Source organism: Ochrobactrum sp. P6BSIII, assembly GCF_014138065.1.
GTDB lineage: Bacteria > Pseudomonadota > Alphaproteobacteria > Rhizobiales > Rhizobiaceae > Brucella.
This window is the reverse complement of record NZ_JACGXB010000001.1, coordinates 278558-290317: the sequence shown is the minus strand read 5'-3', so window position 1 is coordinate 290317 and position 11760 is coordinate 278558. Positions and strand designations below refer to the sequence as shown.

Here is an 11760-nt window from a genome sequence, read left to right as displayed (position 1 = left end):
AATCCTGCTATAAGCCTGTTGTGAACAGGTGCGATTCCAACGGAAAACATGCAGGACGATCCTTCTGACACGAACACGAATGCCTCCGTTCCGGCGATCTCCGCTGGCAAGCGGGTGCTGTTTCTCGTGCTCGGATTTGTCATGCTGGCGCTTGGCATTATCGGTGCGCTTTTGCCGGTCATGCCGACAACGATCTTCATCATACTGGCGGCGTGGTTCTTCGCGCGGTCTTCGCCCAGGCTTGAAGCACGGCTTCTTCGCGATCCGCGTTTTGGCCCGCTGATCATCAAGTGGCGCGACCGTGGCGCCATTCCGCCAAAGGCCAAGCTCTATGCCTGTCTGGGCATGACTGTTGGCTACGGGCTTTTCTGGTGGGGCGCTCATCCGGGCCCGCTGCTGGCAATTGCCGTGACGATTTTCATGCTGGGGTCTGCGGCTTATGTGCTTTCGCGACCCAGCGAATAAACGGCTTCAACCGACCGGCCCTTCACGATAAGAGTGGCGCAATTGCCATGGGAGCCAACAATGAATTTGCCTGCCGTCAATCCGCTGATCGATCAACTCTCCGCGCCGCCCATTCCGGCTGTGCAGGCCTGGGCGCGGGATTATGACGGCAGCCACGGTCCGCTGATCGATCTTTCGCAGGCGGTTCCGGGCTATCCGCCGCATCCTGACATGTTGCAGTTTCTGGGCGAGGCGGCGGGATCGCTCGCCTGCGTTGGCTACGGACCGATCCAAGGCGAGGCGGTGCTGCGTCAGGCTTATGCCGCACATGTCGCTTCGCTTTATGGTGCATCGATTGAAGCGCACAATGTGCATGTTACATCTGGGTGCAATCAGGCTTTCATTGCAGCCATCATGTGCGTGGCTGGCAGCGGCGATACGGTGCTGACGACCGATCCGTTCTATTTCAACCACCGCTCTTCGCTGGAAATGCTCGGCATCAAGCCAGCTTCATTTCCATGCCGTGCGGAGAATGGCTTTGTGCCGACGGTCGAGGATGTGCGGGCGGCGCTGCATCCCGGTGTGAAGGCGCTGACGCTGGTTTCTCCGAACAATCCGACTGGCGCGGTCTATCCGCCGGAACTGCTTGGCCAGATTTACGCGCTCTGCCGCGCCAACGGCACATGGCTGATCCTAGACGAAACCTATCGCGATTTTCTGCCGAATGCCGATGAAGCGCCGCATGGGCTGTTTGGCGAGGCCGACTGGCCATCGCATCTGATCCAGCTCTATAGTTTCTCAAAATCCTTCTGCATTCCGGGGCATCGTCTGGGGGCGATTGTTGCGGGTGCCGATATGGTGTCCAATATCGCCAAGGTGATGGACAATCTGCAAATCTGCGCCACACGCGCCCCGCAGGTGGCTGTTGCCCGTGCGCTTGCGCCGCTGGAAGCCTGGCGCAATGACAACCGCAAGGAGATTGCGCGCCGGGCGGCAGCACTTCGTTCTGTTATGGCGGGTGTCGATGGCTGGCGCGTCGAGGCGGTGGGAGCCTATTTTGCCTTCGTGCGCCATCCCTTTGACGGTGTATCCTCTGTGACGGTGGCCGAGCGCCTTGCGAAGTCGCTCGGCATTGTCACATTGCCGGGCGTCTTCTTCGGTGAAGGACAGGAAGCCTTTCTGCGTTTTGCCTTTGCCAATGCCGATGTAGCGGGCATTGAGGCCACGGGAGCCCGTCTGCCGCGCCTACGGCTTTGATTCCCATAACAGTTCCAGTAGCTCTTCCAATGCCTGCGAAACCCCACACAATTGGTGGCGCGGAGCATTGATACAAACCTGTAACATTACTGTCATATGAATGTAATATAGAGCGCGTAGACGGCTACTGACGCTAATCGTCATAGGCTTTTTACAACAGGAGCTGCTGCTCATGAACAAGATGATTTCCTCGACCGCGGCGCTGGCCATTGCTGCCGTTCTGTCGGTTTCCGCTGCCCAGGCGCGCGATCAGATTCAGGTTGCCGGTTCCTCGACCGTGCTGCCTTATGCAAAGATCGTCGCTGAAACCTTCGGCGAAACCTTCCCGAACTTTAAGACGCCGGTTGTTGAATCGGGCGGTTCGGGCGCTGGTATCAAGGAATTCTGCAAGGGCGTCGGTGAAAACACCATCGATATCGCCAATGCATCGCGCGCCATGAAGGACACGGAACTGAAGTCTTGCGTCGACGCTGGCGTCAAGGACGTTCAGGAAGTGCGCTTCGGTTATGACGGCATCGTATTCGCGACCGACGCAAAGGGTCCGGATTGGAAGCTGAAGCCGGAAGACGTCTACAAGGCTCTGGCTGCCAAGGTTGTTGTCGACGGCAAGCTGGTCGACAATCCAAACACCAAGTGGAACCAGGTCAACCCGAACCTGCCGGATTGGGACATTGCTGCCTACATCCCGGGCGAAAAGCACGGTACCCGTGAAGTTTTCGAAGAAAAGGTTCTTGCTGACGGCTGCAAGCACTCGGGCGCTCTGGACGAAATCAAGAAGGCCGGTCTCGACGACAAGGCTGCCGCTTCGGCCTGTATCGCAGTTCGCAAGGACGGCAAGGCTGTCGACATCGACGGCGACTATGCTGAAACGCTGGCTCGCATCGACTCCAACAAGACCGGCGTTGGCGTTTTCGGCCTCTACTTCTACGAAAACAACGCCGACAAGCTGAAGGTTGCGACCGTCAACGACATCACGCCGTCGGCTGCCACCGTTGCCTCGGGTGAATATCCGGTTTCGCGCCCGCTGTTCTTCTACGTGAAGAAGGCTCACCTCGGCGTCGTTCCGGGCCTCAAGGAATATGTTGATTTCTTCCTGAACGATCAGATGATCGGTCCTGACGGCCCGCTCGCTGAATACGGTCTGGTTCCGGCTCCGGACGCAGAGCGCGAAGCACAGCGCGCTGCCTTCACCGACGGCAAGACGATGGCTGCAAAGTAAGACTAAAACTGTGGAACGCGGGGATGAAACCTCCCCGCGTTCTTCTCCTTTCGCGCCATTCTAATATGAGAGGCGCAATCGCGCGGAACTGACAGTCTGGTCATAGGGGTCATGTCTTTGTCGTTTCGCATTTTTCAGGGCAACCGGGGAAATTGAATGTCCTTCTTTCTGGTTCTCGTTAGCGTCATTGCAATCGGGTTAGTCGGCTTCTTTATCGGCCGTCAGCGCGCTGTTGCACTGGACAAAGCGCAGCCTGTCGCCCCACAAGGGCCGACGGCCGAGAAAATGCATTCCCGCCCGCATTATCATGGCTGGTGGGTTTTCCTCGTTTCTGCATTGCCTGCAGTTCTGTTTCTTGCTGTCTGGGCCATCGGAGCGTCTGTATATCTCGATCACAGCGCCTCTTCGCGCCTGCCCGATGCGGTCGAGGGTGGTTCCTATACCAATCGCAGCCTTCAGCTCGGTATGGTGCGCGGTCTCGCCAATGGACTTGAGCGCCTGACGCCGGCTGAGCTGGAAAGCTTCCCGTCCAACTATCAGGATGCGCGCACGGTTCTCGGCAATAAGGGCGTGGCTCTCGCGACCGAGGGCCAGGACTACATGGTGCCCATCGCCCTCTATCTGAAGAAGGCGACGGACCTGACGCATACTATTGGCGCTGCCGTGGCGCTGGTCATTGCTGTTGCCGGTCTGATTTTCGGCCTCTCCACGATCAACCGCCGCATGCGCGCCCGCAACAATGTCGAGCGTATCGTGCTGTGGGGGCTGATCGCCGCCTCCGGCATCGCTATTCTGACAACCATCGGCATCATCTGCTCGATGCTGTTCCAGACGATCAGCTTCTTTCAGGCTGTTTCCCCTTGGGACTTCTTCTTCGGTACGGTCTGGGATCCGCGCTTTGCCGCTGCCGGTTCCGGTGGTGAAACGGGCCAGTTCGGTCTGATCCCGCTTCTGGCCGGTACACTCTATATCGCGCTTGTCGCGATGCTGTTCGCGGTTCCGGTTGGCCTGTTCGCCGCCATCTACATGGCCGAATATGCCTCGCCGCGCGTGCGCACGGTGGTCAAGCCGGTGCTGGAGCTTCTGGCCGGTATTCCAAGTATCGTCTACGGCTTCTTCGCCCTTGTGACGGTTGGCCCGTTCCTGCGTGACCTTTCCGCCGCGATTGCGGGCGGGCAGGGCTTCATCATGGCGCAGAGCGTTCTGACCGCCGGTCTCGTCATGGGCGTGATGCTCATTCCTTTCGTGTCGTCGCTCTCCGACGACATCATCACTGCCGTTCCGCGCACGCTGCGCGACGGCTCGCTCGGTCTTGGCGCAACCCGCTCCGAAACCGTCAAGCGTGTTGTGCTGCCTGCGGCTCTGCCGGGCATTGTCGGCGCACTTCTGATGACAGCCTCACGCGCCATCGGCGAAACCATGATCGTGGTTCTGGCGGCAGGCGTTGCGGCACGTATCAATATCAATCCATTCGACGCGATGACCACCATCACGGTGAAAATCGTCAATCAGCTGACCGGCGATCTTGAGTTCAACTCGCCGCAGACGCTGGTTGCCTTTGCGCTCGGCATCACGCTTTTCGTCCTGACGCTGATCATGAACATCTTTGCGCTGCACATCGTGCGCAAGTACCGGGAGCAGTACGAATAATGACCGATACGACCTTCAACGCAAGCGGCGCGGTTTCTGCAAAGCCGGTGCGCCGCGATATCGGGCTCAAGCGCCGCTATGCCGCCGAACGCCGCTTCCGCCTCTATGGCATTGCTGCAATCGCCATTGGCGTGTTCTTTCTCTGCGCGCTGCTGTTCTCGGTTTTCTCCAAGGGCTACACCGCTTTCTGGCAGACGACGCTTTACCTGCCGGTGAAGCTTGAAGCGCAGGTGATCGATCCGGGCAACAAGCGTGCGACCGATCCGAATGTGCTGATCACAGCGAACTATCCGCTTCTGGTGCGCAACGCCCTTGCTGAAAAGCTTGGCGTGTCACCCACGGACCGTCCGGCTATGCGCGATCTCGGTCGCTTCTATTCGGATGGCGTACGCATTCAGCTTCGCCAGATGGTGATGGACAATCCGTCACTCATCGGCACGACGCAGACCGTTCCGGTTCTGGCAGGCGCAGACATCGATTCCGCCTTCAAGGGGCAGATCGACCTGACTGTGCCCGAAACGAACCGCAAGGTTTCTGACCGTCAGATCGGCTGGATGAAGACGCTTTCGGAAGAAGGCGTCATGAAGGAAGCCTTCAATACCGGCCTCTTCACCTATGGCGCATCGAGCCGCCCGGAAACATCCGGTCTCGGTGTGGCGCTGGTCGGCTCGCTCTATATGATGCTGATCGTGCTGGGTCTGGCTCTGCCTATCGGCGTCGCCGCATCGATCTATCTGGAAGAGTTCGCCAAGAAGAACCGCTGGACCGATATGATCGAGGTGAACATCAACAACCTCGCAGCCGTACCGTCCATCGTGTTCGGTCTGTTGGGTCTGGCAGTTTTCGTCAACTTCTTCGGCCTGCCGCGGTCGGCTTCGCTGGTCGGCGGTCTGGTTCTGACGCTGATGACGCTGCCGACGATCATTATCGCAACGCGCGCCGCTCTTCGCGCCGTACCGCCATCAATCCGCGCCGCAGCGCTTGGTCTCGGCGCTTCCAAGACACAGATGGTCTTCCATCACGTCCTGCCGCTTGCCGCACCCGGCATTCTGACGGGCACCATCATCGGGCTTGCCCATGCGCTTGGTGAAACCGCTCCGCTTCTGCTGATCGGTATGGTGGCTTTCGTGGCGGATGTTCCGTCCACTCCGATGGAACCGGCGACCGCCTTGCCTGTCCAGATCTATATGTGGGCCAATGAAGCAGAACGCGCCTTTGTGGAACGCACGTCCGGCGCTATCATCGTCCTGCTTCTGTTCCTGGCCGTGATGAACATTGCAGCAATCATTCTGCGCCGCCGGTTCGAGCGCCGCTGGTAAACGGGAGTCGAAGCTATGAACTTGATGACAGAACGTACTCTCGAGAAAGCCGTAGGAGAAAAGATGAACGCCAACGCCAGTTCCGTAAAGATGCGCGGCGACAAGGTTTGCGTATTCTATGGTGAGAAGCAGGCCCTTTTCGACGTCAATCTGGATGTTCCGGAAAAGATGGTGACGGCGCTGATCGGTCCTTCCGGCTGCGGCAAGTCGACATTCCTTCGCTCGCTCAACCGCATGAACGACACGATTGAAGGTTGCCGCATCGGTGGCAAGATCACCCTCGACAATGAGGATATCTACGATCCGAAGATCGATGTGGTGGAACTGCGCGCCCGTGTCGGCATGGTGTTCCAGAAGCCGAACCCGTTCCCGAAGTCGATCTACGAGAACGTGGCTTACGGCCCGCGCATTCACGGTCTGGCCCGCTCCAAGACCGATCTTGAAGAAATCGTCGTGACGAGCCTTCAGAAGGCCAGCCTGTTCGAGGAAGTGAAGGATCGCCTTCACGATGCGGGAACGGGTCTTTCCGGTGGTCAGCAGCAGCGCCTGTGCATTGCACGTGCGATTGCGGTTAGCCCGGAAGTCATTCTGATGGACGAACCCTGCTCGGCGCTCGATCCGATTGCCACGGCAAAGGTGGAAGAGCTGATCGACGAACTGCGCCAGAACTACACGATCGTCATCGTCACCCACTCCATGCAGCAGGCGGCTCGCGTTTCGCAGCGCACCGCCATGTTCCATCTCGGCAATCTGGTCGAAGTGGGCGATACGGAAACGATGTTCACTGCGCCGACCGAAAAGCGCACGCAGGACTACATCACCGGACGCTTTGGCTAACGGACTGGGGCAGGGGACAAGTCTCCCTTGCTCGCGGACTGTGCCAGAACCAACAGAAGTGCGGCTTCCCCGCAATTTATATTACGAGGTCTACCATGCCGTCTCAGCATACCGTTCGTTCCTACGATGAGGAACTGAAGTTTCTCACCCACAAGATCGCCGAAATGGGCGGACATGCGGAACGTATGGTCGAACAGTCGGTCGCCGCTATTGTCAACGCGGACAACGCTCTCGCACAGCGCGTCATTTCCGACGACCTGATCCTCGACGCCAGCGAACGCGAAATCGACGACAAGGCCGTGATGATCATCGCCAAGCGTCAGCCAATGGCTGTCGATCTGCGCGAGATTATCGGTTCGATCCGTATCTCCGCAGATCTGGAGCGTGTTGGCGATCTGGGCAAGAACATTGCCAAGCGCGTTGCAGCCGTTTCGGAGTCCCGCCAGCCGGTCAAGCTCTATCGTGGCCTTGAAACTCTGGCCGAACTGGCGCTGACCCAGCTGAAAGACGTGCTCGACGCCTATGCGTCGCGCTCGGTGCAGCAGATCAATGTCGTGCGTGATCGCGACGACGAGATCGACGCCATGTACACCTCGCTGTTCCGTGAGCTGCTCACCTATATGATGGAAGATCCGCGCAATATTTCTGCCTGCACGCATCTTCTGTTCTGCGCCAAGAATATCGAGCGCATCGGCGACCATGCGACCAACATCGCGGAGACCGTCTATTACATCGTGACCGGCCTGCAGATGCCTGCCGAACGACCGAAGGAAGACCTGAGCCACGGCATCGTCGTGGATGAGGCACGCAAGCCCTGAGTAAGCGCTGCGTTTGGAGCACATCAGGACGGCTTTGCCGAAAGGTGCTCCAAATGCGGTGGAGAATGAGTGAATAGCGCGGCGACACGCGGTCGATGGGGGGACGTGTATCTTCCGCTCGCCGGATTTTAATAGGGAATATTGGATGTCACAGGTACCCAAAATCGCTGTGGTGGAAGACGAAGAAGCGCTGAGCGTTCTGCTGCGCTATAATCTTGAGGCTGAGGGCTATCAGGTGGATACGATGCTACGCGGCGACGAGGCTGAAATCGCGCTGCGCGAGAACGTACCGGATCTTCTCATCCTCGATTGGATGCTTCCTGGCGTATCCGGCATCGAACTGTGCCGCCGTCTGCGCCAGTGGCCGGAAACGGAACGTTTGCCGGTCATCATGCTGACCGCTCGCGGTGAGGAAAGCGAACGCGTTCGCGGCTTGAGCGTCGGTGCTGACGATTACGTGGTGAAGCCGTTCTCTACCCCTGAGCTTCTGGCTCGCGTCAAGGCCATGCTGCGTCGCGCCAATCCAAGCCTGCTGTCGCATGTGCTGAAGGTCGGTGACCTGGTGCTCGACCGCCAGCAGCATCGTGTTTACCGCAAGGAAAAGGAAGTTCGTCTTGGACCGACGGAGTTCCGCCTGCTGGAATATTTCATGATGTCGCCGGGTCGCGTGTTCTCACGCAGCCAGCTTCTCGATGGTGTCTGGGGACCGGACATTTATGTCGATGATCGCACCGTCGACGTCCATGTCGGACGCCTGCGCAAGGCTATCAACTTGGGTCGCGCGCTCGATCCGATCCGCACGGTACGCGGCGCCGGTTATTCTTTCGGCTGATTGAACTTCGATAAAAACTGCTCTTTGAGCCCGTCTTTCGTGACCGAAAGGCGGGCTCGATCACTTTTGGACGTGCCCGTTTTGCCAGTTGCTCAAGCCACCCGATTCGGCCAGATGAGGCGCTGAAAAGCCCTAAAATGGCCAATCTCACGGAATGTTACGCAGCTTGCATCAAAGTTGAAGGAACCGGCGCAGGACTTGCTAAAACAGTTACGCCGCAGATTTTCCCAGCCCGATGAAGCAAGATATATCAAAATTTTACAGCAGTTGCGAATTAAGGCAGCGATGTGGCCTGTATTGGGGAACTATGATTTCCATCAAATCAAAGGTTTATCTCTTTTCTCTAGGTTCATTAAGAAATTATTAATAGTTTTGAATGGTTTGTGTGGGTAATTACGCTCGTGATTCGGGTTTCATTTGCAGCCGTTTCGATGGTTTCAGCAATTTCGGAATTTGACCCATTGCCTTTTTTTGGCCTAAAAATTCCAAAACCTTGAAGAAGACGAGCGACGGCAGGTTGTTTGATTTTTGATCTTCGCTTGCTTTGACTTGCACCGCAGCTAGACCCGCACTGGTCATTATTGGCCTTCGGATCGACTGCTTCAGTTAAGGGTCCTGAATATGAGACTGAGCCGTTGACGCGCGCTGGTAATTGGAAGCTGCCTGTATTGGCAGGACTGCTCGTAGCGCCCTTCGTAGTGACGGGCTGCACGACGACCGGCACCACAGCCAAGACTGAGAAGACGGCGGCTGTAAGCCACGTCAAGTCGGTTAACGGCGTCAAGACCTATACCTACACGGCGAAGGACAAGGAGTGCCTCGAGCGCGCAATGTTCTTCGAATCGAACCGTTCCAGCCCTGATGGTCTGATGGCCGTTGGTACGGTCGTCATGAACCGCCTCGCATCGGGCCGTTATCCGGATACGATCTGTGGCGTTGTTGGCCAGAAGAACCAGTTCGCGCCCGGCGTGCTCAGCCGCAAGATGGAATCGGGCAAACTGCCCGACGTTCAGGCCGCAGCCGATGCTGTGCTGAAGGGCCAGCGCCATCCGAAGCTGAAGAACGCCATGTTCTTCCACACGGCTGGCCTGTCATTCCCGTATGACAACATGCATTACGTGCTGGTTGCCGGCGGTAATTCGTTCTACGAGAAGCGCAATCGCGACGGTTCGTTGCAGAACCCGGTGCCGCAGGAGCCATACAATCTGGCTCTCGCCTATTCGCCGCAGTCGCCATCCACGCCGCAAGATCCGTCTTATGACGTGACGCTGCCACAGGCCGGACCCGTGCCGGAAGCAGCGCCCACCGTACAGGTCGCGCTGGCGGATGCCGCAAAGATGGAAACCTCTATACGGGGCAGCGGCCTTGGCCCGCAGGCACGTGGCAATCGCCTCTCGCACCAGAATGGTGTAGCGCAGGCACAGCCGCAGATTCAGCAGGTCGCGTCCTACCAGCCGCAATTCGATACGTCTGCGCCTGCCAGCCAGCCGCAAACGCTCGGCTATGCCGCAGCAGACCAGAAGCAGGCCGATGCAATCGGCGCGCTGCTTCTGTCGCAGGATCGTCCAGAAACGCCTCTATAAGTTGATTTGAACAGCTTCGGTGCGGGCTAATCTTTCCGATTGGCCCGCATTTTCATTTGAGCCCCGCAATCTGCCGTAATTAGCGGGGGCGAACTACGACCGGACGATAGATCGGCTGATAGAGCATGATTGGCCGGTCGTAAAAATCGACGCGGTTTTCCCATGCGCGGCGATCCGCCCGGCGGTCGAGATCGAGCCGTTGCAGACAGTTGGCAAATGCGTCGGTCCGAGGCTTGAAACCATAGCCGAGACATGTCCGTTCATCGGCAGCGCGGCGCTCTTCCGGCGTCATGGTGACACAACCGGCCAGCAGGCCTGCAAGTCCCAATAATACAAGCGCTTTCTTGTTCATTCTCTTTGCTTTCCATATCGCTGACCGCAGCATCGAGTATAGACCATATCCTGAAAAGAACGTGGTTTAATTGCGCCATCTGATAAACTGGCGGCGAGTGTACAGAAGTGATTCTTTCATGGCGCCCCCTTTCTTGAGGGAGGCGCTTTCGCATCAAAGAGGTCCGCAGCCCATGGCTCACGATATGCAAAATCCCGTCATCGATCCGGTAAAGCTCGAACGTCTGGCTGAAGTAGCCGTTCGCGTCGGCCTGCAATTGCGCGAGGGGCAGGATCTGATCATCACGGCGCCTGTTGTTGCCTTGCCGCTGGTTCGACTGATTGCCAAACATGCCTATAAGGCGGGCGCGGGTCTGGTGACGCCGTTCTTCGCCGATGACCAGATTGCGCTGGCTCGCTATGAAAATGCGCCGGATGCGAGCTTTGACCGTGCTTCGACCTGGCTCTATGAGGGCATGGCCAAGGCTTATTCGGAAGGTGCGGCGCGTCTTGCGATTGCTGCCGACAATCCGATGCTTCTGTCCAGCCAGGACGCCGCCAAGGTCTCGCGCGCCAATCGCGCCAACTCCAAGGCCTATCAGCCAGCGCTGGAAAAGATCGCCGGTTTCGACATCAACTGGAACATCGTTTCCTATCCGAATGCGGCATGGGCGCAGCTGATGTTCCCCAATGAGCCGGAAGAGGTGGCGACCCGCAAGCTGGCGGAGGCCATCTTCGCCGCTTCGCGCGTTGATGTGGAAGATCCGATTGGTGCATGGGCCGCGCATAATGCAGCGCTTCGCACCCGCACCCGCTTCCTGAACGGCAAGGCTTATAGCGCCCTGAACTTCAAGGGTCCGGGCACGGATCTGACGGTTGGGCTTGCCGATGGTCACGAGTGGCATGGTGGCGCGTCGACGGCCAAGAACGGCATTACCTGCAATCCGAATATTCCGACGGAAGAGGTTTTCACCACGCCGCATGCCTTGCGCGTCGATGGCTATGTCGCCAGCACCAAGCCTTTGTCGCATCAGGGTACGCTGATCGAAAACATCGCAGTGCGTTTCGAGGCGGGCCGTATCGTCGAAGCCAAAGCGACCCGCGGCGAAGAAGTGCTGTCGAAAGTGCTCGACACGGATGAAGGCGCGCGCAGGCTGGGTGAAGTGGCGCTGGTGCCGCACTCCTCGCCGATCTCGCAAAGCGGCCTTCTGTTCTACAACACGCTTTTCGATGAAAACGCCGCGAGCCATATCGCGCTTGGCCAGTGCTATTCCAAGTGCTTCATCGACGGCGCCAAGCTGACGCCGGAACAGATCAAGGCGCAGGGCGGCAATTCCAGCCTCATCCATATCGACTGGATGATCGGTTCCGGTGAAATCGATGTCGACGGCATCAAGCCCGATGGCAGCCGCGAGCCGGTGATGCGTCGCGGCGAATGGGCCAGCTAAGAGCTGGCTAGCAGAAATTGAAA

At 58.1% G+C, this 11760-nt stretch carries 12 protein-coding genes; 10 read left to right on the top strand and 2 right to left on the bottom strand.

Annotation, left to right across the window (positions count from 1 at the left end):
• Positions 1–48: 48 nt before the first annotated feature.
• From FHW00_RS01290 to phoB, 8 genes are all read left to right on the top strand, one after another.
• Positions 49–465: a YbaN family protein gene (locus tag FHW00_RS01290; RefSeq protein WP_078337696.1), complete on the top strand. Its 417-nt coding sequence runs from the start codon at positions 49–51 to the stop codon at positions 463–465.
• Between the two features lie 66 nt (positions 466–531).
• On the top strand, positions 532–1701 hold the full coding sequence (locus FHW00_RS01285; protein ID WP_078337821.1) for an aminotransferase: 1170 nt from the start codon (positions 532–534) through the stop codon (positions 1699–1701).
• A 172-nt stretch (positions 1702–1873) separates the two neighbouring features.
• Positions 1874–2920 carry a PstS family phosphate ABC transporter substrate-binding protein gene (locus FHW00_RS01280; protein WP_078337697.1) on the top strand — a complete coding sequence of 349 codons (1047 nt, stop codon included), beginning with the start codon at positions 1874–1876 and terminating at the stop codon, positions 2918–2920.
• 156 nt (positions 2921–3076) lie between these two features.
• Positions 3077–4570 carry a phosphate ABC transporter permease subunit PstC gene (pstC, locus tag FHW00_RS01275; RefSeq protein WP_078337698.1) on the top strand — a complete coding sequence of 498 codons (1494 nt, stop codon included), beginning with the start codon at positions 3077–3079 and terminating at the stop codon, positions 4568–4570.
• Positions 4570–5889: a phosphate ABC transporter permease PstA gene (gene pstA, locus FHW00_RS01270; protein WP_078337699.1), complete on the top strand. Its 1320-nt coding sequence runs from the start codon at positions 4570–4572 to the stop codon at positions 5887–5889. Before pstC ends, pstA begins: the two co-directional genes overlap by 1 nt.
• 63 nt (positions 5890–5952) lie before the next feature.
• A complete protein-coding gene (gene pstB / locus FHW00_RS01265; protein WP_235889732.1) occupies positions 5953–6726 on the top strand; it encodes a phosphate ABC transporter ATP-binding protein PstB in 774 nt (257 codons plus the stop codon).
• A 95-nt stretch (positions 6727–6821) separates the two neighbouring features.
• Entirely contained in the window at positions 6822–7544 is a 723-nt protein-coding gene (gene phoU, locus FHW00_RS01260) for a phosphate signaling complex protein PhoU (RefSeq protein ID WP_006468129.1), read from the top strand.
• A 145-nt stretch (positions 7545–7689) separates the two neighbouring features.
• Positions 7690–8376 carry a phosphate regulon transcriptional regulator PhoB gene (phoB, locus tag FHW00_RS01255; protein ID WP_078337701.1) on the top strand — a complete coding sequence of 229 codons (687 nt, stop codon included), beginning with the start codon at positions 7690–7692 and terminating at the stop codon, positions 8374–8376.
• Between the two features lie 393 nt (positions 8377–8769).
• On the opposite strand, the gene FHW00_RS01250 is transcribed toward phoB, so the two are convergent.
• Positions 8770–8955, bottom strand: coding sequence for a hypothetical protein (locus tag FHW00_RS01250; protein WP_078337703.1), 186 nt, complete (start codon positions 8953–8955; stop codon positions 8770–8772).
• 56 nt (positions 8956–9011) lie between these two features.
• Here FHW00_RS01250 and FHW00_RS01245 point away from each other — a divergent pair, with 56 nt between their 5' ends.
• Positions 9012–9959, top strand: coding sequence for a cell wall hydrolase (locus FHW00_RS01245; protein ID WP_078337704.1), 948 nt, complete (start codon positions 9012–9014; stop codon positions 9957–9959).
• Positions 9960–10038: 79 nt separating this feature from the next.
• Here FHW00_RS01245 and FHW00_RS01240 read toward each other — a convergent pair whose 3' ends face one another.
• Positions 10039–10311, bottom strand: a complete 273-nt coding sequence (locus FHW00_RS01240; protein WP_078337705.1) for a hypothetical protein — start codon at positions 10309–10311, stop codon at positions 10039–10041.
• A gap of 172 nt (positions 10312–10483) precedes the next feature.
• On the opposite strand from FHW00_RS01240, the gene FHW00_RS01235 reads away from it, so the two are divergent.
• The gene (locus tag FHW00_RS01235) at positions 10484–11737 is read left to right on the top strand and encodes an aminopeptidase (protein ID WP_113533750.1); all 1254 of its coding nucleotides are present in this window, start codon (positions 10484–10486) and stop codon (positions 11735–11737) included.
• Positions 11738–11760: the final 23 nt, after the last annotated feature.

Bases quoted from the DNA above. Each gene is read 5' to 3' on its own strand.
- FHW00_RS01290 (WP_078337696.1), top strand. From the start codon at position 49: ATGCAGGACGATCCTTCTGACACGAACACGAATGCCTCCGTTCCGGCG.
- FHW00_RS01280 (WP_078337697.1), top strand. From the start codon at position 1,874: ATGAACAAGATGATTTCCTCGACCGCGGCGCTGGCCATTGCTGCCGTT.
- pstC (WP_078337698.1), top strand. From the start codon at position 3,077: ATGTCCTTCTTTCTGGTTCTCGTTAGCGTCATTGCAATCGGGTTAGTC.
- pstA (WP_078337699.1), top strand. From the start codon at position 4,570: ATGACCGATACGACCTTCAACGCAAGCGGCGCGGTTTCTGCAAAGCCG.
- pstB (WP_235889732.1), top strand. From the start codon at position 5,953: ATGAACGCCAACGCCAGTTCCGTAAAGATGCGCGGCGACAAGGTTTGC.
- phoU (WP_006468129.1), top strand. From the start codon at position 6,822: ATGCCGTCTCAGCATACCGTTCGTTCCTACGATGAGGAACTGAAGTTT.
- phoB (WP_078337701.1), top strand. From the start codon at position 7,690: ATGTCACAGGTACCCAAAATCGCTGTGGTGGAAGACGAAGAAGCGCTG.
- FHW00_RS01250 (WP_078337703.1), bottom strand. From the start codon at position 8,955: ATGACCAGTGCGGGTCTAGCTGCGGTGCAAGTCAAAGCAAGCGAAGAT.
- FHW00_RS01240 (WP_078337705.1), bottom strand. From the start codon at position 10,311: ATGAACAAGAAAGCGCTTGTATTATTGGGACTTGCAGGCCTGCTGGCC.
- FHW00_RS01235 (WP_113533750.1), top strand. From the start codon at position 10,484: ATGGCTCACGATATGCAAAATCCCGTCATCGATCCGGTAAAGCTCGAA.